General features: G+C 61.2%; 24 protein-coding genes. 12 read left to right on the forward strand and 12 right to left on the reverse strand.

What is annotated here, in order from left to right; genetic code table 11:
• The 3 genes from NCS28_RS24110 to NCS28_RS24120 are packed head-to-tail and all read right to left on the reverse strand — an operon-like array spanning window position 1 to window position 2,926.
• Window positions 1–501 carry a hypothetical protein gene (locus NCS28_RS24110; RefSeq protein WP_250516295.1) on the reverse strand — a complete coding sequence of 167 codons (501 nt, stop codon included), beginning with the start codon at window positions 499–501 and terminating at the stop codon, window positions 1–3.
• Window positions 492–1,628 (reverse strand): zinc-dependent alcohol dehydrogenase, encoded by a 1,137-nt coding sequence (locus NCS28_RS24115; protein WP_250516296.1) that lies wholly within the window; start codon window positions 1,626–1,628, stop codon window positions 492–494. The genes NCS28_RS24110 and NCS28_RS24115 overlap by 10 nt, the downstream gene beginning before the upstream one ends.
• Before the next feature lie 11 nt (window positions 1,629–1,639).
• The gene (locus tag NCS28_RS24120) at window positions 1,640–2,926 is read right to left on the reverse strand and encodes an aromatic ring-hydroxylating dioxygenase subunit alpha (protein ID WP_250516297.1); all 1,287 of its coding nucleotides are present in this window, start codon (window positions 2,924–2,926) and stop codon (window positions 1,640–1,642) included.
• A gap of 92 nt (window positions 2,927–3,018) precedes the next feature.
• Between NCS28_RS24120 and NCS28_RS24125 the strand changes: the two genes are divergently transcribed.
• Window positions 3,019–3,372 carry a non-heme iron oxygenase ferredoxin subunit gene (locus NCS28_RS24125; protein WP_250516298.1) on the forward strand — a complete coding sequence of 118 codons (354 nt, stop codon included), beginning with the start codon at window positions 3,019–3,021 and terminating at the stop codon, window positions 3,370–3,372.
• Window positions 3,373–3,399: 27 nt separating this feature from the next.
• Here NCS28_RS24125 and NCS28_RS24130 read toward each other — a convergent pair whose 3' ends face one another.
• Genes NCS28_RS24130 through NCS28_RS24155 form a run of 6 tightly spaced genes read right to left on the reverse strand, consistent with a single transcriptional unit; the run spans window position 3,400 to window position 8,945 of the window.
• Window positions 3,400–4,335, reverse strand: coding sequence for a CobW family GTP-binding protein (locus NCS28_RS24130; RefSeq protein WP_250516299.1), 936 nt, complete (start codon window positions 4,333–4,335; stop codon window positions 3,400–3,402).
• Window positions 4,336–4,347: 12 nt separating this feature from the next.
• Window positions 4,348–5,061, reverse strand: coding sequence for a class II aldolase/adducin family protein (locus NCS28_RS24135; RefSeq protein ID WP_250516300.1), 714 nt, complete (start codon window positions 5,059–5,061; stop codon window positions 4,348–4,350).
• Between the two features lie 25 nt (window positions 5,062–5,086).
• Window positions 5,087–5,920, reverse strand: a complete 834-nt coding sequence (locus NCS28_RS24140; protein WP_250516301.1) for an ABC transporter permease — start codon at window positions 5,918–5,920, stop codon at window positions 5,087–5,089.
• Window positions 5,917–6,723 (reverse strand): ABC transporter ATP-binding protein, encoded by an 807-nt coding sequence (locus NCS28_RS24145; protein ID WP_250516302.1) that lies wholly within the window; start codon window positions 6,721–6,723, stop codon window positions 5,917–5,919. Before NCS28_RS24145 ends, NCS28_RS24140 begins: the two co-directional genes overlap by 4 nt.
• Window positions 6,724–6,732: 9 nt before the next feature.
• On the reverse strand, window positions 6,733–7,773 hold the full coding sequence (locus NCS28_RS24150) for an ABC transporter substrate-binding protein (protein ID WP_250516303.1): 1,041 nt from the start codon (window positions 7,771–7,773) through the stop codon (window positions 6,733–6,735).
• A 35-nt stretch (window positions 7,774–7,808) separates the two neighbouring features.
• Entirely contained in the window at window positions 7,809–8,945 is a 1,137-nt protein-coding gene (locus tag NCS28_RS24155; protein ID WP_250516304.1) for a porin, read from the reverse strand.
• A 462-nt stretch (window positions 8,946–9,407) separates the two neighbouring features.
• Between NCS28_RS24155 and NCS28_RS24160 the strand changes: the two genes are divergently transcribed.
• The 3 genes from NCS28_RS24160 to NCS28_RS24170 are packed head-to-tail and all read left to right on the forward strand — an operon-like array spanning window position 9,408 to window position 12,334.
• Window positions 9,408–10,217, forward strand: a complete 810-nt coding sequence (locus NCS28_RS24160) for an IclR family transcriptional regulator (RefSeq protein ID WP_250516305.1) — start codon at window positions 9,408–9,410, stop codon at window positions 10,215–10,217.
• A gap of 26 nt (window positions 10,218–10,243) precedes the next feature.
• A complete protein-coding gene (locus tag NCS28_RS24165; protein WP_284505758.1) occupies window positions 10,244–11,284 on the forward strand; it encodes a 2Fe-2S iron-sulfur cluster-binding protein in 1,041 nt (346 codons plus the stop codon).
• Between the two features lie 57 nt (window positions 11,285–11,341).
• On the forward strand, window positions 11,342–12,334 hold the full coding sequence (locus NCS28_RS24170) for an ABC transporter substrate-binding protein (RefSeq protein WP_250516307.1): 993 nt from the start codon (window positions 11,342–11,344) through the stop codon (window positions 12,332–12,334).
• A gap of 63 nt (window positions 12,335–12,397) precedes the next feature.
• On the opposite strand, the gene NCS28_RS24175 is transcribed toward NCS28_RS24170, so the two are convergent.
• From NCS28_RS24175 to NCS28_RS24185, 3 genes are read right to left on the reverse strand one after another with little or no spacing between them, the layout of a single operon-like run.
• Entirely contained in the window at window positions 12,398–13,387 is a 990-nt protein-coding gene (locus NCS28_RS24175) for a PDR/VanB family oxidoreductase (protein WP_250516308.1), read from the reverse strand.
• Between the two features lie 47 nt (window positions 13,388–13,434).
• Entirely contained in the window at window positions 13,435–14,619 is a 1,185-nt protein-coding gene (locus tag NCS28_RS24180; RefSeq protein ID WP_250516309.1) for a Gfo/Idh/MocA family protein, read from the reverse strand.
• Between the two features lie 5 nt (window positions 14,620–14,624).
• The gene (locus NCS28_RS24185; protein WP_250516310.1) at window positions 14,625–15,173 is read right to left on the reverse strand and encodes a MarR family winged helix-turn-helix transcriptional regulator; all 549 of its coding nucleotides are present in this window, start codon (window positions 15,171–15,173) and stop codon (window positions 14,625–14,627) included.
• 288 nt (window positions 15,174–15,461) lie between these two features.
• On the opposite strand from NCS28_RS24185, the gene NCS28_RS24190 reads away from it, so the two are divergent.
• The 8 genes from NCS28_RS24190 to NCS28_RS24225 all read left to right on the forward strand — a co-directional run bounded on the left by NCS28_RS24190 (window position 15,462) and on the right by NCS28_RS24225 (window position 24,854).
• Window positions 15,462–16,700, forward strand: a complete 1,239-nt coding sequence (locus NCS28_RS24190; RefSeq protein WP_250516311.1) for an aromatic ring-hydroxylating dioxygenase subunit alpha — start codon at window positions 15,462–15,464, stop codon at window positions 16,698–16,700.
• 251 nt (window positions 16,701–16,951) lie between these two features.
• Complete coding sequence (locus NCS28_RS24195) at window positions 16,952–19,144, forward strand: tripartite tricarboxylate transporter permease (protein WP_250516312.1); 2,193 nt, start codon at window positions 16,952–16,954, stop codon at window positions 19,142–19,144.
• A gap of 82 nt (window positions 19,145–19,226) precedes the next feature.
• Window positions 19,227–20,327 (forward strand): Bug family tripartite tricarboxylate transporter substrate binding protein, encoded by a 1,101-nt coding sequence (locus NCS28_RS24200; RefSeq protein WP_250516313.1) that lies wholly within the window; start codon window positions 19,227–19,229, stop codon window positions 20,325–20,327.
• Between the two features lie 29 nt (window positions 20,328–20,356).
• Window positions 20,357–21,070 (forward strand): class II aldolase/adducin family protein, encoded by a 714-nt coding sequence (locus tag NCS28_RS24205; RefSeq protein ID WP_250516314.1) that lies wholly within the window; start codon window positions 20,357–20,359, stop codon window positions 21,068–21,070.
• A gap of 64 nt (window positions 21,071–21,134) precedes the next feature.
• Window positions 21,135–22,121 carry a substrate-binding domain-containing protein gene (locus NCS28_RS24210; RefSeq protein WP_250516326.1) on the forward strand — a complete coding sequence of 329 codons (987 nt, stop codon included), beginning with the start codon at window positions 21,135–21,137 and terminating at the stop codon, window positions 22,119–22,121.
• A 41-nt stretch (window positions 22,122–22,162) separates the two neighbouring features.
• Window positions 22,163–22,771 (forward strand): chromate transporter, encoded by a 609-nt coding sequence (locus NCS28_RS24215; RefSeq protein WP_250516315.1) that lies wholly within the window; start codon window positions 22,163–22,165, stop codon window positions 22,769–22,771.
• Window positions 22,772–22,775: 4 nt separating this feature from the next.
• Window positions 22,776–23,303 carry a chromate transporter gene (locus NCS28_RS24220; RefSeq protein ID WP_250516316.1) on the forward strand — a complete coding sequence of 176 codons (528 nt, stop codon included), beginning with the start codon at window positions 22,776–22,778 and terminating at the stop codon, window positions 23,301–23,303.
• Window positions 23,304–23,516: 213 nt separating this feature from the next.
• The gene (locus NCS28_RS24225; protein ID WP_250516317.1) at window positions 23,517–24,854 is read left to right on the forward strand and encodes a Rieske 2Fe-2S domain-containing protein; all 1,338 of its coding nucleotides are present in this window, start codon (window positions 23,517–23,519) and stop codon (window positions 24,852–24,854) included.
• Window positions 24,855–24,959 lie beyond the last annotated feature (105 nt).

Genomic DNA, 24,959 nt, shown 5'->3' on the forward strand with positions numbered 1-24,959 from the left:
TCATGCGCCGAGCGCGGCCAGCAGATCGTCGAGATAACCCGCGCTCACCGGCAGGATCAGCATCGTGCAATGCGGCCGTAACTGGTCGGCGGTGCGGGCTGCGGAACGGCGATCGCCCGCGGGTCCGACTACGCCGGATACGGTGATGCCCCGGTTGCGATACGCCTTCGCCGCGATGGCGCCGGCCTGGGCATCGTCGCCTTCGCAGCCTGCGATCACCACGAGATCGGGCGCTCCGAGCCACGCGTTCGATGCGGACGTGTTCACATCGGATCTGCGCAGAATGCTGGCAGCATCGGCGCCTTCGGTCTGCAGAAGCGCGGCCAGCTCGCTCGCTCGCACGAACTGCACGTCGGCGAGCGCGCGCTCGGCGCATCTTCTCACTTCCGCATCGTCATCCGAGAGAGCAATGACCCTGATGCGTCGCGGCGCGGAATTCGGCGCGCGAACCCTGAAGCGCACCTCGGAGGGCGCGCGCGTTGCGGGCGTGGTCACTTCCATGGATCGATCGTCATGTGAATTGCACCTTCGACGCCTTCGCCCTGCAAGGTACGCAAGGCGAGATCGGTCTCGTCGAGGCCGAAGGTATGCGTGCTCATCTGCGTGACACCGTGGCGTTGCGCGGCGATCAGTTGCAGCGCCAGTTCCACCGACTGATAGCTATGACCGCGCATGCCTTTGACCGTGAGAAAGCGCGCGATGATCATGTCGCTGTTGAACTCGGGAATCGGCATGCGCTTCTGACCGCCGAGCACCACCGTGCCGCGCTTGCGCGCGAGCTGGATGGCGGACGTGACCGTGGCCGGACCGCCCGATGCGCAATCGATGACGAGATCGGCCATTGCGCCGCCAGTGAGATCGGCGACGCGTTCGAGCACGTCTTCCTGATCCACTTCGATGGTGTGATCCGCGCCGAGCCGCCTGGCGAGTTCGAGCCTTTGCCGGTCCGTGCCGGTCGAAAGGCCCGTTACGATGATCTTCGCGGCGCCCGCTTCACGCGCCGCGACGACACACGAGAGTCCCTGTTGCCCGGGGCCTTGAATCACAACCGCCTGGCCGGGTCCCGCGCCGCCCTGAAGATAAGCCCACTCGATTCCGTTGCCGAGCGGAAGCGCGAGCGCCGCATGTTTCGGCGCGACATTCGACGGCACGCGATGAAACACCGTGTTCAGTTGCAGGTATTGATACTGACTGAAACCGCCCCAGAAACTCGGCGCGGTACGCAGGCCGGTAGCGCCATAGCGCAGGCCGTTGAGACGCCAGTCGGTTGCATCGCAAAGACGGAACTCGTTGGAGAGGCAGTATCCGCAATGGCCGCAAGGCACGTACTCTTCGAGCGCGACATAATCGCCTTCCTTCAAGCCCCATCGCGCGCGCGCGAGTTCGCCCGCTTCCTCGATGTGTCCAACTGTTTCGTGCCCGAGAATCAGCGGTCCGCGGCTTTGCGGCAGTTGCCGATAGTAGGGACCGTCGCTGCCGCACACGCCGGTGATCGCGACGCGCAATAATCCCGTCGACGATGTGATGTCCGGTCGCTCGAAGGTCTGAATCTCGGTGCGCAACGGCTCGACCGCGACGGCCGCCCTGAAGGTCCGCGAGGATTCGCTGTGTCGATCTGCTTCGTTCACGCGTGTCCTCGTCAGATGGTGGTGTGGGCTTTGCCCGCTTCGGCGTGAAGGGCATCGTGCGCGCCTTCGTTGAACGGCTTGTCGCGATGCAGGACGATTGCGACCGAGCGGACCTTCTGCGATTCCGGATCGCGTCCCGGCGGCTCAATGCCTTTCTCGGCAAGCGCACGCGCTGCCTTCATCAGACGATGACGCACCATGATGATGCCGTTGTCCGTCGAGACGAGGTTTTCGCGCGTGCGGTCCTGTACCGGTCCCATGCTTTCCTGCAGCGAAGCATCTTGCATCGCGATGCCTTCGACGCCGCTGTACGTGACGCCGGCCTTCTGCGCGGCGCGGTCCATCAGATAGTTATTGGTCTTGTTTTGCAGCGGGATAAACGTGCCGGGGATATAGCGCACGTGAATGCCCTTGCCGTCCTTCATAGCCTGCACTTCGGCCTCGGTGAGATCGCGCGTCGGATGGTAGTCGAAGCTCCATGCCCAGCAGCTTTCATCGTCGATAGGGACCCAGAAGTGGCCATGCACGGGATGATCGCCGCGCGGTGGAACCATCGTGAAGCAGGGCATGACCCACGGCGTGATGCGCCAGTAATACTGGTCGTCCTCGGCGTTGCGGCGTGCGCCGATGAACAAGCCCCCTTCCGATTCCACGACTTCGAACACCGGACTCAGGTCGGACAGGTTGTACTGATTGCCGCGCGAGCCCTTGAAAAGCGGGTCGGTGTTGAGGCTTCCGCTATGCAGAAAGGAGACGTGACTCGAGTCGACGCCGCCTTCCAGCGCCTGCAGCCAGTTGCATTCCTGCAAGCGCTTGCTCATGAACGACTGGCTCACCGGGACGGTCGAGAATTCGAACGCGGGTAGCGGCGGCTGTTCTTCCTTCGGGCCCATGTACACCCAGATCACGCCGCCCTGTTCGACGAGCGGATACGACTTCAGCTTGATCTTGTTGCAGTAGCCGCTCGCAGCCGGCTCCGACGGCACGTCGACGCACTGGCCGGTCACGTCGTATTTCCAGCCGTGATACGGGCAACGAATGCCGCCTTCCTCGTTGCGGCCGAACCAGAGCGAAACGCCGCGATGCGCGCAGAACTCGTCGATGAGCCCGAGTTTTCCTTCCGAATCGCGAAACGCCAGCATGCGCTCCGACAGCAGTTGCAGTCGCACCGGTTCGCCGCCCGGTTCGGCGAGTTCCTCGGCAAGTAGCGCGGGCAGCCAGAAGCGCCGGAACAATTCGCCCATCGGAGTGCCCGGGCCGGTTTGCGTAACCAGATCGTTTTGCTCTTTTCTCAACATGATGCTCGCCTCATATTTGCCGTCGTCTAGTCGTTCCATATAAAGGAACAATGTTCTTTTCACGGGAACAAAGTTATCATTGGACCTATCCTATGTCAAACGGAGAAGGAGATAACCCGATGCATCAAGCATGCGCATTTGCCCGCCTTTGCAAGACCGGCGACGTAGCCGAAGGTCAGGCCATCAAGATCGAAAAGAACGGCCTGACGCTGGCCGTGTTCAATATTCAGGGCGAGTATTTCGTCACCAACGACACCTGTACGCACGGGCCAGGATCGTTGTCCGAGGGGTATATCGACGGCGACGTGGTCGAGTGCGACTTCCATAACGGCTCGTTCAACATCAGGACGGGCGAGGTCGTCGCGCCGCCCTGCATGATCCCGCTCAAGACCTACAAGACTCACGTGGAGGACGGGGACGTGGCGATCGAGATCAATGGCGAATGAAGCATCCTCCGCGGGGCGCGCGCGCCCTCAACGCATCGCGTCTGATCTCAGGATGACGGTAAGGCCGCTTTTCACTTCATCCGCGTTCATGCTTGCGGTGGTGATTTGCGCGCCAGCATCGCCACGCGCGAATTGCACGACCGCGATCGAGCCTTGATGCTTCACCCGGACGAGGCCTTTTAGTCTCAGCAATGCTTCGCCGTATTGCCCCTTGATCTCCAGAACTCGTTCGTGGAGCGCGTCGATATCCAATGCTTCGTCGATCCCGATGAAGCGCGTTTCCGCACCGTGCGGACGGAGCCGTGAAAAAGGCTGCGTATAGGTGGACGCTACGGGCGGCGCGGGTTGGGATAGACACGCGAGCGCATCTTCGAGCCGCAAGCTGGCATGGGCCGAATGGGCGATACGTGCGCCGGGATACGCGTCGCGTAATGTCGATTCGATGGAGAGCCGTTCATCCGCGTTCACCCGATCCGCCTTCGTAATGATCACGACGTCCGCACGTTGCAGTTGCGCCCGTGCGATGCTTTCCGCTGAAAGCGTTTCGAGCGCGTTCGAGGCGGCAATTGTCGTGAAGGTCCCCGCAATCGCATAGCGTTCCTTGACGAACGCGTTGAGACTCAACGCCGCCACGAGCGGCCCGGGATCCGCAAGGCCGGTCGTCTCGATGACGACCATCTCGAAGCGTGCGGTGCTACGGTGCAGCCGCGCCCAGAACAGCTGTTCGAGTGCTTCGTTCAACGCGGGCAGGCCGGTGCAGCAGACACAGGCATCGGCGAGCAGCGTCGATGCATCGCCCGAGAAGCCGAGCGTGGCATGATCGATACCGATTTCGCCGATCTCGTTGACGATCAGCGCGGCACGATCGAAGGGCGCTTCCTTGAGCCAGCGCGACAGCAACGTGGATTTGCCGCTGCCGAGAAAGCCGGTCACGACATAGACCGGTATGCGGTTGCAATGCATGTGACGTGAAGATCAGTCAGGGAGCGAGCCAAGCTTGCCCGCGTGATAGTCCCAGACCTTCTGCAGCAGATTCGGCTTCCACAGGTTGCGCCGGATCGCTTCGATCTGTCCTGCATCGAGCACGGCCGGTTCGCCGAGCTGGCCCGCGAGATACTGCCGATGCGCGTTCTCTTCCAGATAGAAAGCGAGCACAAACGCTTCGAGAATGCTCGACGCCGCGATCACCGAGCCATGCGACTTCAGCATGGCGACGCGATGTGGCCCGAGTGCTTCGGCCAGTTGCTGGCCGAGTTCCCTGCGATTGATCGAAGCAGTCTTGGGAAACTGTCGAATCTCGCCCAGCACAGCCGCCTGCATGATCACGGGCAATACGGGCTTGCCGGTCATGCCGAAGAGCGTGGACCAGAGCGGATGCGCGTGGATCACGGAGCCGACATCCGGGCGTCTCCGATAAATCTCCGAGTGGATGTGAAACTCCATCGGCGGAAGCGTATCGCCTTCGATCGGATTGCCGTCGAAGTCGACTATCACGATATCCGCCGCCGTGAGCGCACTGCGCACCGACGCGCCGGAGTTGATCAGCATGCGTGCCTGACCGGGTACGCGCCAGCTCGCGTGCCCATTGAAGTCGATCACGCCGGCGCGCTCGAGCATGAGAATGGCGTCGGCCAACATGCGTTTCTGGCCGGTGTGGCTGTCGGTGTGAATCGTTGCGGTCGAATTCATGATGTGACGAAATGAGGGTGGGCGTTCAGCGCGACGATTTCCAGGGGATCAGCTTGCGTTCGAGTTCAGTCAGCAGGACCGAGATGCCATAACCCAACGCGGCGATGACCAGCAGACCGACATACATCGTTTCGACGGAAAGCAGCTCCCACGCATTCCAGATCATGTAGCCGAGGCCGCTCTTCGAACCGATCATCTCCGCGATCGCGATCAGCATGAGACCCAGACCGATGCCGAGCTTGATGCCGCTCATGATGTGCGGCACCGCGCCGGGAAACGCGATCGTGCGGAAGACCTGCCAGCGGCTCGCGCGGAAATTGCGCCCGACGTCGAGATAGATCTTGTTGATTTCGAGTACGCCAATCGCGGTATTGATGAGCACCGGAAAGAACACGCCGATCGCGACCATCGTGATCTTCGACGCTTCGCCCAGGCCGCAGATGAGGAGCAGCAACGGAAAGATCGCGCTCTTCGGAACCGGATAGGTCGCCGCGATCAACGGATCGAACATCGCACGCAGCGGCCGTGAAAGACCGATGGCGACACCGAGAAGCAGCGCGGGAATACCGCCCGCCAGCGTGCCCCAGAAGAGCCGTTGCAGGGTCGCCCAGGTGTTGTCCCACAGCGAGCCGTCGTTGACGAGCCCGACGAAGGCGCCGAACACTTTCGACGGCGCGGGGAAAAAGCGTTCGTCGATGACACCCGTCTCGGCGAGAATCTGCCAGATCAAAAGCAATACGATCGGCGACGCGATGCCGATCATGCGGTCGCGATTATTGCCCGAGAACCAGCGCTTGAACCGTGAACGAGAGGAGTTGTATTGCATCGCCGGTGCGGAAAGTTTTTGCGCGGATTTCATGCGGGAATTTCACCAAGGTCACGTGAACGGGCGCGCTGAACTTCGTCGCGCAGTTGTCCCCAGATTGAATAGACGAACTCGCCATACTCGGGCCGCGAACGAAGTTCGAGCACCGAGCGCGGCCGGTCGAAGGGCACATCGACGATCTGCTTCGCCGTGCCCGGTTGCGCCGTCATGATCATCACGCGGTCGCCCAGGGTCACGGCTTCATCCACGCTATGCGTAATGAAGAGCACCGTCTTGCGCGTTTCTTCCCAGATGCGCAGCAACTCCTCCTGCAGCAGTACCTTGTTCTGCTCGTCGAGTGCGGAGAAAGGCTCGTCCATCAGAAGGATGTCAGGATCGTTCGCGAATGCGCGCGCGATCGATACGCGCTGGCGCATGCCTCCCGACAACTGATGCGGATACGCCTTCGCGAAACGCGTGAGACCCGTGCGGCTCAGATAGTGGCCGACCACTTCGCGAATCTGCGCTCTCGGCACGCCGCGCAGCGTAAGGCCATAGGCGGCGTTGTCCCACACCGTCATCCAAGGAAAGAGCGAGTCGCCCTGGAATACCATCGAGTTGCCCGGGCGCTTTTCCGCGGGCGCGCTGATCTCTACGCTGCCGCTCGTCGGCTCGTCCAGATTTGCCAGGATTCGCAGCAGCGTGGACTTGCCGCAACCGCTCGGACCCACGATCATGAAGAAGCAGCCGGTGGGGATATCGAGCGATATGTTGTCGAGCGCGGTCACGGAACCGCTTCTCGATTCAAACGTCTTGGTCAGTTTGTTCAGGCGAATCTTCACGGGTGGTATCGACATGCCGGCGCCTCACTTGAGCGGTTTGTAGGGGCCGAGTTCCTTCACGGCGTTTTCGGCGAACGACGTGTCGAGCACTTGCGCGACCGTCACGTTGCCCTTCACGACCCCTTCGCTCTTGAAGAACGCGAGGTCGTTCTCGAGGCTCGGCACGTTGAGCTTGCCATCCGGGTTCGTGCCCTGCGGCACGATGGTGCGATAGATGCCGGGATCCTTGATCGGCGTGTACTCGGTGAGAATCGAGATCACTTCCGGGGCATTCGGACCCGCGATCCTGCCGTTCGAAAGCGCATTGTTATAGTCGCGCACCGCACGAATGTAAGCGCGCATGAAGGCCTTCGCCGCTTGTGGATGGTCCTTGATGAAACTCGTCGAATAGAGCACCACCGCGAGCTGGTGATTCGGATAGATTTGATCGTCGCCGACCACGCGCACGGCAGCACCGCGCTTCACGGCTTCTGTCGCCGAAGGTTCGGTGGTGAGCGCGGCATCGACGGCCTTGTTCTGCAATGCCATGACGTGCTGCGGAAAAGAGAGGTAGATGCGTTCGACATCGCTCGTCTTGAGGCCAGCCTTCTTGAGCGCCTCGTTCATCGTCGAGGTGGACGCGCTGCCCGTGGCGCTGCCGGCCACCTTCATGCCCTTCAAGTCCGCCAGCGACTTGTAGCGGCCGTTCGCCACGAGATCGCTGCGCACGAGTAGCGGCTGATAACCATAGCCCGGTGGCGTCGAGCCCTTGTCGGCCACGATTTTGATGCCGATGCCGCGCACCACCGCGTTATACAGACCCGCCGATGGCGAACCACCGGCTACATCGAGTTGACCTGCACCGAGCGGCGCGACCATCTTCGCGCCGGAATCGAAAGGGATGAACTTCGGATCGAGCCCTTCCTGGCGGAAATAGCCTTTCTTCTCCGCGATGAAGAATGCGACATCGCTGCTCGCATTGGCGATGCCGATCCGCACCGTCGTCAAATCGGCCGCGCCCGCTGTAACCGACCCCAGCGCGATGCATGCGCCAAGCATCGCGCGCAATAACCTGATTCCTTTCACTGCAACTCTCCTTGAGCGAAGTTCCGCGGTCGTTCTCAGAAGCGATGACGCAGCGAGAGCTTGACCGCGACCTGGTTCGGCGTGCTCGATTGCCCGAGCGAGCCGATGGCCGCGACGGCGGCCTTGCCGGTGGAGTCGATGCCCGATGCGTGCTGCCACACGCCGACGAGGTTCAGGTCGGTGCGCTTGGAGAAGAAGTAGTCGGGTCCGAAGTCGACTTGCTCGTATTTCGCGGACTCGGCTTTCGTATAATCGAACGACGCGGCAACCTGCAGCGTCGGAATCACGAACCAGCGCGCATTGATTTCGTAGCTGTTGAAGGTTGCCTTGCCGGTGTTCGGCGTCGTGGCCGTGCGCAGGATGTCGTTGAAGCGCGTGTTCGTATAGACGAGACCGATCTTTGCCGTGCCGATGCTGTAGGCAACGCCGGCGCCAAAGATCTCTACCGAATTCGCCGATGCGTAGCCGCTATATACAGGGCTTTTGCCTGGAGACGTGTAGCCTGCCGTGCCGGGGTTCGCAGTGCCGTCGTAGGCGGATACCGACGGATTGTTCACGTTCTCGTAGGCGACGGCCGCCGTGATCGGGCCGTTCACGTAGTTTGCCGCGAGCGTGTAGACGCGGCCCGAAGCAAAGTCACCCGCGATGCCACCCGGCGCGAAGATACCCGACAGACGCAAACCGTACATATTCGGCGACAGGTACTTCACCGCATTGTTGACGCGAAAGTTCGAGTTCAGGTTATCGAAGTCGCCCGGATGCGTGCCGACCCAGGCCCAGATCGATGTTGCCGCAATTTCGCCGAGCCATTCGGTCATCGGGTCATACTGACGACCCAGCGTGATCGTGCCATAGGGGCTGGAAAGTCCGGCGAATGCTTGTCGGCCGAACTCCCGGCCGCCTTGAAGCAGTTTGCCGTTCGATGTGTCGAAGCCGTTCTCGATCGTGAAGATCGCCTTCATGCCGCCGCCCAGATCTTCGGAGCCGCGCAAACCCCAGCGGCTGCCGTTCGTCTGCCCGGTAACCGTCTCGACGTTCGCGTGTCCCGACTGGTTATTGATGTAGACCACTCCGGCGTCGAGCAATCCGTACAGCGTGACCGAGCTTTGGGCGTGGGCAACGCCTGCTCCGGCGAGCACGGGGAGTGCGAGAAACAGCGCTGTCTTTTTCATGGGGTCTCCGTCCCTTGTTTCACAGTGATGCCGGTTCGTCGAACCGGATGTCTTGTCGCGGAATATTTTTATCGTCGTGTTCGTGGAAGCAGAGTGATACGGATGACTAACCGTATCCCCGTCTTCTATGCCGTTATTGCGTGCCGCCTTCTAACGAATGTTCGTGCGTCGGTGCTGGGGTCGAGATCGACGAAATACTAGAATCGGCTTTTCGTTCCTCTATGCAGAACGATGGTCTGTTAAAATGGGACGAACTGAGTTTCGCTTTGTTTAGGTCCCTAAGTCAAGCGGAACGAAGGCCCTTCAGGGTTATTCCGCATCCATGTGATGGCTCGTTGTTTTAAATACGGACGATCTCTCGCGTTCCGGGTCGGCGGGCGTGGCCGAAGTTTTTCCTGAAGTTCGTTTTGCGTTCCTTTATACGGAACTCTATTCCATTTACGCACTTGTGAGGTATAGTCGATGAAGTCAGAGGCAGCGCAGAACGAAGCGCAGCAGAAGGAAGAGGGACCGCAGCGTCTTTCGTCGGTAACGGCGGCGCTCCAGTTGCTCAAGGTGTTCACCGAACACGAGCCAGAGCTCGGCATCAGCGTGCTGGCGAAGCGCATGGGTATCGCCAAGAGCACGGCGCATAGGCTCGCGAGCTCGCTGCTCGCCGAGGGCATGCTGGAGCAGAACGAGGAAAACGGGCGATACCGGCTCGGTATCCAGTTGTTCACGCTGGGTGCGCTCGTTCGGCGCCGGTTCGACGTGGCGAAGCAGGCGGTGCCTTTTCTGCATGTGCTGCGCGAGCATACCGACGAAACCGTGCATCTCGCGGTGCTGGACGATACGAGCATCGTGTATCTGTTCAACCTTGAAAGCGATCAGGCGATTCGCATGCGTTCGTATATCGGAGTACGCAAACCTGCGTTCTGTACGGCCGAAGGTCATGTGCTGCTGGCATCGCGCGCGCCGGATGTAATTTCGCGCGTTTTGAAAGAGGGTCTCGCCGCACGCACACCGAAGACCAACACGGACACCCAGGTGTTCCTGAAGACGCTCGAGGCAGCGCGGCGCGACGGATATTCGATCGACGACGAAGAGTCGGAGGTCGGCATGCGCGGCATCGCAGCGCCCATTCGGGACATTTCGGGCAACGTGGTGGCGGCGGTGGGTGTTGGCGGGCCGGCGCAACGGCTCACGAAGAAAGCGCTGCGCGCAGCGGTCCCGCATCTGCTTACCGCGGCCGAAGGTATTTCCGCAACGCTCGGATACCACCGGCTGCTATGAAATAACTTTTGAGACAAGGTGGATTCATGCATTCGGACGGCCACGTACATCGCATTACGCTCGTAGCATCTGATCAGACTGTCGAATGCGAGGCTGGCGATGTGATGTTGCGCTCGGCCTTGCGCGCGGGCATCGCGTTTCCGTACGAATGCAACGTGGGGGCTTGCGGCAACTGCAAGTTCGAACTGGTCGAAGGCGAGGTCGAGGTTCTTTGGCCCGAGGCGCCCGGCTGGACCGCGAAGGATCGTGAGCGCCGCCGCTATCTCGGTTGTCAAAGCGCGCCGCGCGGCGACTGCACGATCAAGATGCGTCCCGCCGCGCACTATGCGCCGAAGCACACGCCGCGACGCGTGACTGGCACGCTCGTCGCGCGTCGTGCGATTACGCACGACATCGAGGAATTCCGTTTCGAGCTTTCGGACGACATGCCGTTCGAGCCGGGGCAATATGCGCTGCTGACATTGCCGGGCGTCGCGGGCCAACGCGCGTATTCGATGAGCAATATCGCCGAACGCAACGGCCGGCCCCGCGAATTGCACTTCCAGATTCGTCGCGTAACGAAGGGGCAGGGCACCGGCGTGCTTTTCGACGTGCTCGAACCCGGCACGCGCATCGGCATCGACGGGCCTTATGGCATGGCCTATCTGCGTCGCGATGTGAAGCGCGACATCCTCTGTATCGCGGGCGGCTCGGGCCTTGCGCCGATGATCTCCATTGCGCGTGGCGTCGCGGCCGAACCCGCGCTCGGCGACGTCAAGCTGCATTTCCTGTACGGCGGTCGCACGCCGCGCGATGTTTGTGGCCGCGACATGCTCGAAGTCTTGCCGGGCTGGGCCGAACGCCTGCACTTCCAGGCAGCCGTGTCCGACGTCACGCCGGATAGCGAAAGCGTCTGGGACGGTCATGTCGGTTTCGTGCACACCGTCGCCGAGACGGTCTTCGGAGAGAAGCTTCGCGACATGGAGATCTATTTCGCCGGACCGCCTGCCATGGGCGAATCGGTTCAGCGCGCGCTCATTGCGTTGAAGGTGCCGTTCGAGCAGGTGCATTTCGACCAGTTCTATTGAATCGCGCCACTCGGCGAGTCCCTCATGAAACTTTAAACACGCTGCCAGGAGCAGATCTTGTCCAAGCTTAGACTCACCTTCGGATGCTGGAATTACGACCGCACGCGCGCTTTGATGGACGGCAGCGTGCAGCCCGACGGCATCGATCTCAACTACCTGAACATGCCGGTGGAAGAGACGTTCTTCCGCATGCTGCGTCATCGAGAGTTCGATGCATCGGAGATGTCGTTGTCTTCCTACACGATGTCGTGCTTTCGCGAGCCGCGTCCGTTTATCGCGATTCCCGTGTTTCCGTCGCGCTTTTTTCGTCACTCGTGTATCTATGTGAATGCGGATTCGGGTATAGAGAAACCGCAAGACCTGATCGGCAAGCGCATTGGGAATCCGGAGTATCAGATGACCGCGCCCGTCTGGATTCGCGGCATTCTGTCGGATCATTATGGCGTTCCTGTCGATAGCGTCACGTATTACACCGGTGGCGAAGAAGAGCCGAACCGGCCGGAGAAACTCAAGCTCGATCTGCCTTCGAACATTCGCGTGGAACCGATCGGGCGGGACAAGACCCTTTCGCAGATGCTGCTCGACGGCGAAATCGATGCGCTATATACCGCGCGCATGCCGTCGTCGTATGCGAACGGCAAGGGGCGCGTCAGACGGCTGTTCGAGAACTATGCCGAGGTTGAACGCCAGTACTTCCGCGATACGAAGATGTTCCCGATCATGCATACCGTCGTGCTTAGGCGGGAGGTGTACGAGGCGAATCGCTGGGCCGCGCAGTCGCTCTATAAGGCATTGATCGAATCGCAGCGGCGCACTTATGCGGATCTCAACGAAACCGCCGCACTCAAGTCCATGCTGCCGTGGCTGAATGCGCATGTCGAAGAGACGAGCAAGGAAATGGGCGACGATTTCTGGCCTTACGGCTTCGAAGAAAATCGCGAGAATTTGCGCACGTTCTTGCGTTATTCCTTTGAGCAAGGTTTGTCGAAACGACTGCTCGAACCCGAAGAGATCTTTGCGCCCGAGACGTTCGAATCGTTCAAGATCTGATCGCATGATCTTGGCGATGCGCCGCGCACTGCGTTGTGCGGCGCTAAGCCGACGCCGCAGCGTTCAGATATCGAGCACCAGTTCACTCGACCGAGCACGCGACACGCAGATCATGATCTCCGTCTCCTGTTCGTCATCGTCGAGGACGAAGTCGCGATGATCGGCCTCGCCCGCGAGCAGGCGTGTTCTGCACGATCCGCACGTGCCCGCCTCGCATGAACTGGGCGTTTCGATGCCGTTTGCCCGCAACGCATCGAGAATGGTTTCGCCGGGGGCGACGCTTACGCATCCGCCGCTGCGCGCGAGTCGCACAGTGAAAGCTTTGTCGCCTGTTGTGTTCTCGTGCGCGCTTGTGCCGAAGTCCTCGAAATGCACCGCGGAGGAGGGCCAGTGCGAGGTCGCATCGCGCACGGCCTGCATGAGCGGGCGCGGGCCGCAGCAATAGACGTGTGTATTGCCTTTACGCTCGGCCACGAGTGGCTCGATAGCGATGGACTGCGCGCGATCGCCGAAGTCGTGATGTACGCGAATCTTCGATGCGAACTCGCCTGCGTTGAATTCGCCGAGGAACGCCGTCGATACGGGCGCGCGCGTGCAATAGATCACATCGAATGGCGCATTGCGGGCGGCGAGTTCGGCCATCATTGCGCGCACGGGCGTGATCCCGATGCCGCCGGCGATCAGCAGATAGCGCGAGGCGTCGTCGGCGAGCGGAAAATAGTTGAGCGGCGGCGTCACGCTCAGCATCGATCCTTCATGGACGTCGCGAGCCATGCTGAGCGATCCGCCGCCGCCCGCTGTGTCGCGCTTGACCGCAATGACATAGCGATCGCGTTCGGCCGGCGCGTTGCACAGCGAATAGCGCCGAGCGATACCGGCGGGCGTCTGCACCAACACATGGGCGCCGGCGGTGAACGGTGGCAACGTGCCGCCGTCTTCGTCACGCAGTTCGAACAGAAAGATGTCTTCGGCGATCTCGCGCTTCTCGGTGACCCTGAGCGTAAGCGTTACTGCAGTCTCTTCGATTTGATCTGGCGTACTAAGTATGGTCATGATTCTCGAGCAACCTCGTCTGGTCGCCTCACGGTTTGATCAGTCGGTCAAGCGAGCGCGACTTGATGCTTCAGAAAAATTTCCTCGCCGCGCTCCGACGAAGCGATCGCCGCCGCGCAGACTTCCAGATTGGCGAGGCCCCAGCGGCCGTCGTGAACGGCACGCCTGCGACTACCGATCACGTCATGAAATTCGCGCATCACGAGTTCGCGCGGCGAGACATCGGTCGGCAATTCGATCTCGCGTCGGCCCTTCTGCGTATACACGAACAGCCCCTTGGGGGATTGACGTATCTCGCCGCGCTCGCAACTGACCACCGTCAAACCAAAGAACGGTTGATTCGGCGCTCCAGTGGGAATGGCGTGTTTCGCGCGCTCGCTCTTGGCGCGCAATTCGTCTTCCATGCTCGCTGGCCTCGCTATTGCACGCGGCTGCGCAGGAAAGCCCCACTCGCCGATATCGAAGCTCAATTCGGCGCTAGTGAATCGGCCGTAGCCGTTGTAGACCGCTGTGGCGGCGGCGCCATCATCGAAGTCGATAAACACCGTATGCGCGCCGATCGCGCGTCGCTCCGGATCCCAGTCGAACGTCCTCGCGCGTACGCTACGTGCCGCGCCGCCCGCGAGCAGACGAATGATGTCGAACTGATGCGAACCCTGGCGCAACGTCACGCCGCCGCCCTGCGCGGCTACGAGTTCATCGGGCCGGCGAGGGCGATAAATCCAGTCGGTGAAGCACCACGTATGCACCATGCGCACGCGGCCGAGTTGGCCCGACAGGATCAGTTCGCGCATCGCACGGATCGGCTGGTCGTAGCTATGCGAATGGCCCACGAGCAGGACGACGCCTGCTGTATCGGCGGCCGCGACCATCGCGCGGGCATCGTCGAGATTCGCGGCCATCGGCTTCTCGACGAGTACGTGCTTGCCCGCGCGCGCCGCCCGTTCGACGTGCTCGCGATGCAGCGTGGTTGGGGAGGCGATATAGAGTGCGTCGAGCGCCTCGTGTACGATCAGATCCTCGATGCCCTCGTACGCGGAGACACCGTATTCCTGCGCGCCGGCCTCGCGCACGCTCGCGGAGGGATCGGCGAAACCCGTGAACGTGAAGCCGTCGTGTTTTCGGATGGCGGGGACGAACGCCCGCCCCGCCGTGCCGAAGCCGACGATGCCGATGCGCACGCGCTTTCGCGAGGCGCTGTCGTGAGTGTTGTCGGGCTTCGGTGTGTTCATCAAAATCATTCCTCGCTGAAATTTCCCGGTGCCGGATCGCGGCCGTTTCTGGGCGCCACGAGGTCGTCGGCGGCCAGGTTCTCGATCATCGCAAGCAGCGTGCGGCGCGTCGCCGCGATGTCTTCCTGCGAGATGCCCGCAAGCGCTATGCGATTCACCTCGATCGCACCCGGCACGAGAGCGGTGCGTAGCGCAACGCCCTTCGGCGTCAGGAACACGCGCACCTGCTTGCGGTTGTCGGGCAGTTTCTGACGGGTGAGATAGCCGAGCGTCTCCATCGTCTTCAGAGCGGAAAACGTCGTCGGCTCGGCGACACCCGCCTGTTCGCTCAACTGCCGTTGCGTGAGGCCGTCCGTCTGCCAGAGGATGCGCAGAAACGTCCAGTGGCCATAGAGCACGTCGTGCTCCTTGAGGCGCGCCTGCAACGAACGCGAGAAGGTACGCGCCGCGTCCTTGACGAGATGCGCCATGCGTTCTTCCGGCAACGCTTCACGCCAGTGCTTGAGCGAGCCCGGTTGCGGGTCGCGTGGAATTCTTGCCTCGCTCTTGTTCATCGTCTCACCTTGTCCGGCATGCACGCATGCCTCTTTTCCGTAAACTTAGATAACTAAACTAATATTGTCAACGCTTCGATAGCTAGGGAGAAACCTTAGCTCGCCGTCTGCTCGCTAGTTTTACTGAAAGGTGCTTCCCCGCCGTGCTGGAGCGGATTTAAGACAGGTACGTGTGAACTCAGTATTTTCCATTATTTTTAAGTTAGGTACCTAAGCATACTATCGTTAAAAGGCTGGCGGCGAGAGGTGCGGCGCCAGCGCACTTCTCCACCATACGGGAATCGACTCATGCTCACGGCTGAACAAAATGAAACCTTGACGCGCATCGGACCAGGGTCGTCGATGGGAAAGCTGCTGCGCCGCTACTGGCAACCGTTCGCGGCGGCGTCGGAACTCGACGATAAATGGACCAAGCGCGTGCGTCTGCTCGGCGAGGACCTCGTTCTCTTTCGGGATCGGCAAGGCAGGCGCGGCTTGATTGCGGAGCAGTGTCCGCATCGGCGTGCGTCGTTCGCGCATGGTATTCCCACGGAGCAGGGCATCCGCTGCCCGTATCACGGCTGGGAGTTTAGCGCAGAGGGCAAGTGCCTCAATCAGCCGAACGAGCCGGACAATTGTGCGTTTCGCGACAAGGTCGCAACCGATGCGTACCCGGTCGAGGAACTCGGTGGCGTGCTGTTCGCGTATATGGGACCGGAGCCGCGTCCGTTGCTTCCACGCTTCGACGGTTTCGTCGCGCCGGGCGCGATCCGCATGATGGGCCGGGCGTTGTTGCCGGTGAACTGGCTGCAGATCATGGAAAACTCGGTCGATCCGATCCATACCGAATGGTTGCACGGCCACCACTACGAGTTTCAGAAGGAACAGGAAGGCGTGAAGGTGGCGATCAGTGCTAAGCACGAGAAGATCGCCTTCAACGAGTTCGAATTCGGCGTGACGAAACATCGTCTGCTGGCTGGCCATTCGGAAGACTCGGACGACTGGCTCGTCGGTCATCCGATCGTGTTCCCGAACATGCTGGCCGTGGGCAACGGCGACGAGGCTTCGCGCTATTACTCTTTCCAGATCCGCGTGCCGGTCGACGACGAGCATACGCTGCACCTCTGGTACAACGCTTACCTTCCGCCGAAGGGGATCGACGTGCCGGCCCGTCTCACGGAGCGCCTGCATACGTACGACGTTCCGTTTCGCGATGCGGATGGCGAGTTCATCGTCGATAACGTGGACGGTCAGGACATGATGGCGTGGATCACGCAAGGCGCAATAGCAGACCGCACGCGCGAAAACCTCGGCGCGTCCGACCAGGGCCTCGCTATCTACCGCCGCATGCTGCGTCGCGAACTGAAGAAGGTCGAGTCGGGCGAAGATCCGATGGGCCTCGTACGCGATTCCGTGCGCAATCAGTGCATCGATCTGCCCAACGAGCGCAAGAAGCACCACAACAGCGATGGCTTCGCGAGCTTCATGCTGCGCACGCACGCGAAGTATTCGCCGATCGCACAGGACCTGGTGCGCATCTTCGAATAGCGGTCTACGCCGGAGCAGGGGCACGTTGCGGCTTGCATTCAAAACGCATAACACAAAAGGCAATCGTGGATGCGTAATGCAAAACGCATCGTGCCGGCCGCTGCGGCTCGGAGCGATGAGCGGTTCGACTATAAGCGCCCGGCCACGCAGCCGGACGGTCACCGGAGACTTGAGATGCGACCCACATACAGCCTATCCCGCCGGTGTCGTCGCCTGAGCGTCACGCCGCTCGTTCGTCGGGAGGCACTTTAATGCTGGACGCCGCTCTCCATGCGCTAACCCTGATCCTTGATCCGCTGCGGCTCGGGATCATGCTGGGAGGCGTGCTGCTCGGACTCGCGCTGGGCGTCGTGCCAGGCCTCGGCGGAATCGTCGGGCTCGCGCTGCTCATTCCATTTACCTATCATCTCGACGGCTACACCGCGTTCGCGCTGTTGCTCGGCATGGCTGCGGTGACGACCGTATCCGACTTCATCCCCGCCGTGCTGTTCGGCGTGCCGGGCACAGTGGGCGCGGCCGCCACCGTGCTCGACGGCCATCCGCTCGCGAAGCAGGGCCACGCACGCCGTGCCTTCGGCGCGGGGTATGCATCGTCGCTGGCAGGCGGCATCTTCGGCGCACTGCTGCTCGCACTCGCGATTCCCGTGTTGCGCCTGATCGTGTTGTACATCGGCTCGGCGGAACTGCTCGCGATGTGCATCTTCGGTCTCTCGATGGTCGCGACCCTTTCCGGCAAGGCGCCGATCAAAGGTCTGGCTGTTGCATCGTTCGGCCTGATGCTTTCGCTGATCGGCTCGGATCCGCAGACCGGCACCCTGCGCTGGACCTTTGGCACTTTGTATTTGTGGGACCATCTGCCGATCGTGCCCGTCACGCTCGGAATTTTCGCGCTGCCCGAACTTGCGGACATGGCGATCGAGCGCACGGGCATCGCGCGAGCGAAATTGCAGCCTGGCGAGCGCGCGAGCACTCAGTGGGACGGCGTGAAGGACGCGGGGCGTCACTGGTGGCTCATTCTCCGGTGCAGTGGTCTGGGTGCGCTGCTCGGCGCGGTGCCCGGGATCGGATCGGCGGTGATCGACTGGATGGCGTATGGCCACGCCATTCGCACCGAGAAGAATCCGGAGAACTTCGGTAAAGGCGATATTCGCGGCGTGATCGCGTCGGAGAGTTCCAACAATGCGAAGGAAGGCGGTCACCTGATCCCGACCGTCGCGTTCGGCATGCCGGCGGGCGCCTCGATGGCGCTGCTACTGAGCGCCTTTATCATGCATGGCTTCACGCCCGGCCCTGAGATGCTGACCAAGCGTCTGGACGTGACCTACACGATCATCTGGACGCTGACGATTTCGCACATCATGGGCGCGGTGATCTGTTTGTCGAGCAGCAGTCTGTTCTCGCGGCTCGCGACCGTTCGCGTGGGCATCCTGATACCGCTCGTCATCGCGATCGTCTATCTCGGTGCGTTCAACGCAAGCCAGAGCTGGGGCGATCTGTGCGCGCTCGTGCTGTTCGGCGGCATCGGCTGGATCATGAAGCGGCTGGACTGGCCTCGTCCCCCGCTCATTCTCGGACTCGTGCTCGGCAGCATTTTCGAACGCTATTACTTCATCTCGAACGAGATCTACGGCCTGAGCCTCTTTACGCGGCCGGTCGTAGTCGTGATTCTGCTAGCCGCACTGTGGGTCGTGCTCGGTCCGACGATCAAGGGCTTGAGCAAGACTTTGCGCGGGCGCTCGCAAGCGGAGTCACGCAGCGCAGTTCCTTCATTCAGGTTGCGCCTGCGTGGTTTCGACTGGCAGATCGTCTTCACCCTGACGATGACGGCGCTCGTGATCGCGGCGATGGCGGTGGCTTGGGACTGGGTCTTTGCCGCGCGCCTCATGCCGATGACTTGCGCGGGCGCAGCGCTCGTATTCTGCGGCATCGTGCTGATCGAGCAACTGTTCACGCGTGAGTTGATCACGCGCGACAAAGGCACATCCGCTCCGATGGGCAAACTTGCGATGGCCGGCGCAAGCGCGCATTTCGACGAGCCGCGAAGCAATGTCGATGCACAACCCAGCCACGCGATCGCGAAGGCCGACGCAAGCGCCATCGCGAGTACGGCGCTCGGCGGACACGGCGAGCCTTCGATGCACGACGGGCTCGCATCGACACTCGATACGCGCACCATCTACTTGCGCGGCGTGCGCTTCTTCGCATGGATTGCCGGGGCGCTCGGCGCGGCGACCGTCATCGGTTTGCTGCCGGCCTTGCTGATCTTCATGCTGCTCGTGGCGCGTTTCGAGTTCGGTGAACGCTGGCGCACATCGGCCGTACTGTCGATCGCGATGACCGTCGCTCTGTACCTCGTATTCGGCCGCATTTTCTCGACGCCGTGGCCGCAATCGCTGATCGGCGACTGGTGGCCGGCATTGCGTCATCTCGGCGGCATCGTGTAGTGGAATAACCATCCAAGCGGGCAAAAGTCATCGGCGGCGGGTACACATCGGCCGGCCGGTCACAACTGGTGGAGACAGAATCATGAACACTCGACTCTCGCAGCTCACATCGCACGAAGGCCTCGACAGAAGGTCCACGGGCGACAGACGGCGCATGATTGCGCGCGCAACTATTTCCGCGCTGGCGGCGATGCTGCTATGCGCGCCGCTCGCCAGCCGTGCGGCCGCCGAAACCGTCGCGGATTTTTACGGCGGACGAAACGTGACGATGACGATTGGTTATTCGGTCGGCGGCGGTTACGACACCTATGCGCGTCTGCTCGGCAAATACATCGGCAACTTCCTTCCCGGCAAGCCAGCCATCACACCTCAAAGCATGCCGGGTGCGGGTAGCCTGAAGGCGGTCAATTACCTGTACGGCATTGCGCCCAAGGACGGTTCCACTTTCGGCACCTTCGGTCGAACCATGCCGGAACAGCCGCTGCTCGGCGAAGCGAGCTTCGATGCGCGCAAGCTCACCTGGCTGGGCAGCATTACGAGCGACGTGAGTTTGTGCGTGACGTGGAATACCTCGCCGGTCAAGACATTCAAGGATCTCGTCGACAAGGAAGCGCGCATGGGCGGACAAGGCGCCGGGTCGGATCCGGACGTGATCGCGTCGACCATCAAAAGCCTTTTCAACTCGAAGCTGAAACTCGTGACCGGTTATCCGGGCAGCAACGAAACCGCGCTCGCGATGGAACGCGGCGAGATCGACGGCGAATGCGGCGTGTCGTGGAGCACGATCCAGACACGCCATCCGGACTGGATCAGCGGCAAGAAGATCAACATTCTCGTTCAGGTAGCGCTCGAAAAACACCCCGACCTGCCCGACGTGCCGCTGCTCCTCGACGTCGCCTCGAATGATCAGACGCGCCAGGTGCTGAAGGTGATCGTCGCAAGCCAGGTGTTCGCGCGCCCGTTCGCGGCGCCGCCGGGGCTGCCGCCGGAGCGCACGGCGGCGTTGCGCCAGGCATTCGAGCAGACGGTGAAAGACCCGCAATTCCTTGCCGAAGCGAAACGGATGGGCCTTGAGGTTCGGCCCGTCTCGTGGCAGCGCATGGACCAGTTGCTCGACGAACTCTACAAGACGCCGCCCGATGTGCTTTCAAAAGCGAAGGCCGCGGTGGGCGGACGGTTCTAACCGATTCATCACGAACGCAGGACGACATCATGACTCTGGACGAAGCGAAACAAAAACTGATCGACGCCGGCCGCATTCTCGAAGCCGAAGGTCAGGGCGATCTCACGCGCGGGCACATTTCCCTGCGCGTACCGGGCGACCCGACGCACTTCCTGATGAAGCCGCATAGCCACGGTTTCGACGAGATCACCGAGGACAACATCGTGGTGTGCAATCTCGCGGGCGACAAGGTGAGCGGTGGCGGCCGCCGTCACAGCGAAGTCTTCATTCACTCCGAGATCTTCAAGCTGCGCCCTGACGTGACGAGCGTGATTCACGCGCATCCGACGCACGCGGTCGCGCTCTCCGCGACGAGCCAGCCGCTGGAGATGATCAGTCAGCCCAGCGTGCATTTCGCGGACGGCCTGCCGTATTACACCGAGACGATGAATCTGATCCGCACCCAGGACATGGGCGCGGGCGTGGCGCGCGCGCTCGGACAAAGCAAGGCGGTGCTGATGCGCAATCACGGAGTCGCCGTGGTGGGGCGTTCGATCGAGGAGTCGGTGGTGCTTTCGCTTCTTCTGGATAATGCATGCCGCATTCAATTGCTGACCCAGGCGGCGGGCGGCATCGGCGAAACCTTTTCGTCCGAAGACGTGGAGCGATTGCACGATTCGGTGACACGCGCGGAACAGTTCAGCGTGAACTTCGAATTCCTGCGCCGCAAAGTTAATCGGAATTTCATGCACTCGCTGGTCTAATGCGTTTTGCATGCAATCGACAATTTTGACCTATGTATGCAATCCGCAGGAGGTTCACACGATGATCGGAAAACTCAAACTCTCCGTCGCAATGGGCGACTATGACAGGACACGTCCGCTGCTCGACGGCCAAGTGCAGATCGACGGTGCCGAGCCGGTATACATGACGCTCTCGCCCGAGGAGATGTTCTTTCGCGCGTTTCGTTACCAGGACTTCGATATCAGCGAACTGTCGTTCTCCAGCTATGCAGTGAAAACGGCGGACGGGTCGTGTCCATATATCGCCATACCGGTTTTTCTCTCGCGTGCCTTTCGCCATACGTCCATTTATGTGCGCACCGATCGTATCGAGCGGCCCGAGGATCTGAGAGGTAAGCGTATCGGCTTGCCTGAGTATCAGCTGACGGCGAACGTGTGGGCGCGCGCGGTGCTCGAGGACGACTTCGGCGTGAAGCCGAGCGATGTAAAGTGGGTGCGCGGCGGCATCGACGAGCCCGGCAGGCCGGAGAAGATCAAGCTCGATCTGCCGTCCGATATCCGGGTCGAAGCCGCGCCCGAAGGCGATACGATTTCGGCGATGCTCGATCGCGGCGACATCGACGGTTTCGTGGCGCCGCGTCCGCCCGGCTGTGCCGCAACGAATCCGAACGTCGGCTGGCTCTTTCGCGATCCGACCGCTGCCGCCAAAGACTACTACCGCCGCACGCGTGTGTTTCCGATCATGCACGTGGTGGGTATCCGTAAGACACTCGTCGAGGCGCATCCATGGCTGCCTGGCGCCGTGCTGAAGGCCTTTACGGAAGCGAAGCGCGTGGCGCTGGCGAAGCTCTCGGATACATCGGCCACCAAGGTGACGCTGCCCTTCGTCGAAGAGCAATTGAAAGCCGCGCGCGAATTGATGGGCGACGATCACTGGTCGTACGGCATCGATGCGAATCGCGATACGCTCGAGACTTTCCTGCGTCATCATCATTCGCAAGGCTTGTCCAAACGCCGCCTGAGTATCGAGGATGTCTTTCACCCGGCCACGTTCGAAACGACCAAGATATAGGCACGCAAACCCACGGCGCTTAACCCACGGCGTGCATCACGATGACTGCCCATACGATCCACGAGCTATCGCCTGTGCCCGTCGCGGGTGAAGCGGATGAAACCGGCTTGCCGCTGGTGCCTACTTCGTTCGCGCTATTCAAGGCTTTTTTCTTTATCGGCCTGACGGGCTTCGGCGGCGTGCTGCCATGGGCGCGCCGCATGCTTGTCGAGCGTCTGGGCTGGCTCAGCAATCGTGAATTCGCGGAGCTGCTGCCGCTCGCGCAGTTGCTGCCGGGGCCGAATGTCGCAAATATAGCGACCGTGCTCGGACGGCAATATCGCGGCGCGAAAGGTGCGGCGATCGCAGTCTTCGCGCTTTATCTCGCCCCGACGATCATCACGATCGGCATCGGCTATGCGTATGCGCGTTGGGGCCACGCGGCAATCACCGCGCATCTGTTCGCGGGGCTTATGCCGGCGGCGACCGGCCTCGTGATCGCAACCGTGCTGAAGCTTGTGACGAGCCTGCCGCGCGGCGCCGCCAGCATCGCGCTGGTCGCGGCGACGTTCATCGGCATGGCGATGATGAAACTGCCGCTTCTGCTCGTGCTCGCCGTGCTCGGGCCACTCGGCACGATTGCGATGCTGCGTCGCTCAGGTAAGGGTTAAGGCGATGTGGAGCACGCTCGCCGATCTCTTCGTGCATGGTGCGGTCTGGTCTCTGCTCGCGGTGGGCGGCATGAACGCGACGCTCGCCGATATTCAGCGCTATGCGGTGGACACGCGTCATTGGGTAACGGGCGAGCAGTTCGTCACGTTCTTCTCCATTACGCAGGCGGCGCCGGGCCCCAACGGCATGGCTGTCGCGTTGATCGGATTTCAGGCCGCGGGGCTTTCGGGTGCGCTCGTTTCGACAATCGCCAAGATTCTTCCTTCATCGCTGATGGCGTATTTCGTCAGTGCCTGGGTCGAACGCAGGCGGGATTCGCGTCTCGTCAATGCGATTCGCAGCGGACTTGCGCCCGTCACCGTGGGTTTGCTCGTGTCGGCTGCATATGTATTCGCGCGCGAAACCGATGTGAATCTCTCACGCACACTGTGTACCGGCGTATGCGCAGTTGTCGCCTATCGCAGCAAACTCAATCCCATCTATCTTGTCGCGGCAAGCGCATTGCTCGGTCTTGCGGGCGTGTTCGGATGAGCATTCATCCGGCAGGCTGCACCCGGTAGTTCACTTTCCGCTGCACGATCCCGACCGCCTTCGAGAAGTCTTCCGGCGGAGTCGGGTTATCGGCATTGGCAAGACAGTGTCTTTCATGAGCGAAGAAGCACGTTCCGACTGACAGAATTTGTGTCGATTGACAGAACGATGGTCGAAAAATATTCTGATCTCAGTCCATGAAGGAGACAACACATGCTCAGCCCCGCAATGAATGAACGCCTTACCCATGTCGGTCCCGGAACGCCGGGCGGCGCACTGATGCGTCGTTACTGGCTTCCCATTGCACCGTATGCCCAGCTCGACGAGAATCCGGTGCGCAAGGTGCGCATCCTCGGCGAGGATCTGGTCCTGTACAAGGACAAGAGCGGCAACCTGGGTCTGATTGGTGACCGCTGTCTGCATCGCAATGTGGACCTCCAGTTCGGCGTTCCTGATAACTGTGGTCTGCGCTGCCCGTATCACGGCTGGCTCTTCAATGAAGAAGGAAAGTGTATCGAGCGCCCGATGGAATCCAACCCGTGCGGGGAGATCAAGCAGAAGCTCAAGGGTTATCCGGTGCGCGAACTAGGCGGCCTGGTGTTTGCCTATATGGGCCCGCTGCCCGCCCCGGACTTGCCGCGCTGGGATCTGTTCGTCTTGCCGAACGCCATTCGTCAGATCGGCATTACGATCCTCGACTGCAACTGGCTCCAGTGCCAGGAGAATACCGGCGATCCGGCGCATAGCGCGTGGGCGCACGGCCACATGTTCGAGTACGCGATCAGCCGGCAAGAGGGCTTCGACCATCACAACGCCGATCAGCTTCACACCTTGCATCAGCGCAAGAAGGTAGGTGTCGGCATCAAGGAACTTTATGCGGAGCCAAGCGAATACGGCTTCCGCAAAGGTATCCGCTATTCCAAGGCGCTGGGCGCCGACGAGGACAAGGACCAGGAGCACTCGGCGGTCATCTTCCCGTTCTATACGCAAACAGGCAAAAGCGGCGCGCCGCGCTCCGAATACCAGATTCGCGTGCCGATCGACGACACCCATACCTACCATATCTGCTACCAGTGCTACGCCGCCCCCGAAGGCGTCGAGGTGCCGCGCCAGGAGGTCGTTCCCTATTACGTGCCGCCGCAGTATGACGAGAAAGGCAATGCGATTCTCGACTATGTGCTCGCGCAAGACGCAATCGTGTGGGTAGCTCAAGGGCCGATCGCCGATCGCAGTGCCGAACTGCTCGGACGCACCGACATTCCTATCGTGCTGCTGCGACGCCAGCTGGACGAACAAATCAAACGCGTAGAAGACGGGCTCGCGCCGATGAATACTTTCGACAAGAGCCCGGAAATGCTGCAGCCGACAGCCGGCAAGGCTGCGTCGTTCCACAAGCACGCTTTTCGCAAGTATTACCATCGGGGCTTTGGCAATGACGATGCAGACCGTTATGGGCCGATCTTCGAGTCGGTCAAGGATCTGCACCGCCGCATTGAGGAATTCGAGTTGGCGCAGGCCGCCGCGGCATCGACAGAAGGCAGTGCCGGCTGACACGCCTACCGCCTGCCGGTGCGCGGGTATGAAAAACGGATTCTCGTCGCGCTGCGTCGGCGACAAAGCGGTTCACGTCTGGACAAGCAAGAGCCGTCACACGCG

This window comes from Caballeronia sp. INDeC2 (genome assembly GCF_023631325.1).
Lineage (GTDB): Bacteria > Pseudomonadota > Gammaproteobacteria > Burkholderiales > Burkholderiaceae > Caballeronia.

Coding starts and splice junctions, on each gene's coding strand:
- NCS28_RS24175 (WP_250516308.1), bottom strand. CDS start 13,387: ATGACCATACTTAGTACGCCAGATCAAATCGAAGAGACTGCAGTAACG.
- NCS28_RS24200 (WP_250516313.1), top strand. CDS start 19,227: ATGAACACTCGACTCTCGCAGCTCACATCGCACGAAGGCCTCGACAGA.
- NCS28_RS24225 (WP_250516317.1), top strand. CDS start 23,517: ATGCTCAGCCCCGCAATGAATGAACGCCTTACCCATGTCGGTCCCGGA.
- NCS28_RS24135 (WP_250516300.1), bottom strand. CDS start 5,061: ATGAATTCGACCGCAACGATTCACACCGACAGCCACACCGGCCAGAAA.
- NCS28_RS24110 (WP_250516295.1), bottom strand. CDS start 501: ATGGAAGTGACCACGCCCGCAACGCGCGCGCCCTCCGAGGTGCGCTTC.
- NCS28_RS24165 (WP_284505758.1), top strand. CDS start 10,244: ATGCATTCGGACGGCCACGTACATCGCATTACGCTCGTAGCATCTGAT.
- NCS28_RS24160 (WP_250516305.1), top strand. CDS start 9,408: ATGAAGTCAGAGGCAGCGCAGAACGAAGCGCAGCAGAAGGAAGAGGGA.
- NCS28_RS24220 (WP_250516316.1), top strand. CDS start 22,776: ATGTGGAGCACGCTCGCCGATCTCTTCGTGCATGGTGCGGTCTGGTCT.
- NCS28_RS24155 (WP_250516304.1), bottom strand. CDS start 8,945: ATGAAAAAGACAGCGCTGTTTCTCGCACTCCCCGTGCTCGCCGGAGCA.
- NCS28_RS24195 (WP_250516312.1), top strand. CDS start 16,952: ATGCTGGACGCCGCTCTCCATGCGCTAACCCTGATCCTTGATCCGCTG.
- NCS28_RS24205 (WP_250516314.1), top strand. CDS start 20,357: ATGACTCTGGACGAAGCGAAACAAAAACTGATCGACGCCGGCCGCATT.
- NCS28_RS24185 (WP_250516310.1), bottom strand. CDS start 15,173: ATGAACAAGAGCGAGGCAAGAATTCCACGCGACCCGCAACCGGGCTCG.
- NCS28_RS24130 (WP_250516299.1), bottom strand. CDS start 4,335: ATGCATTGCAACCGCATACCGGTCTATGTCGTGACCGGCTTTCTCGGC.
- NCS28_RS24215 (WP_250516315.1), top strand. CDS start 22,163: ATGACTGCCCATACGATCCACGAGCTATCGCCTGTGCCCGTCGCGGGT.
- NCS28_RS24125 (WP_250516298.1), top strand. CDS start 3,019: ATGTCAAACGGAGAAGGAGATAACCCGATGCATCAAGCATGCGCATTT.
- NCS28_RS24190 (WP_250516311.1), top strand. CDS start 15,462: ATGCTCACGGCTGAACAAAATGAAACCTTGACGCGCATCGGACCAGGG.
- NCS28_RS24145 (WP_250516302.1), bottom strand. CDS start 6,723: ATGTCGATACCACCCGTGAAGATTCGCCTGAACAAACTGACCAAGACG.
- NCS28_RS24140 (WP_250516301.1), bottom strand. CDS start 5,920: ATGAAATCCGCGCAAAAACTTTCCGCACCGGCGATGCAATACAACTCC.
- NCS28_RS24120 (WP_250516297.1), bottom strand. CDS start 2,926: ATGTTGAGAAAAGAGCAAAACGATCTGGTTACGCAAACCGGCCCGGGC.
- NCS28_RS24180 (WP_250516309.1), bottom strand. CDS start 14,619: ATGAACACACCGAAGCCCGACAACACTCACGACAGCGCCTCGCGAAAG.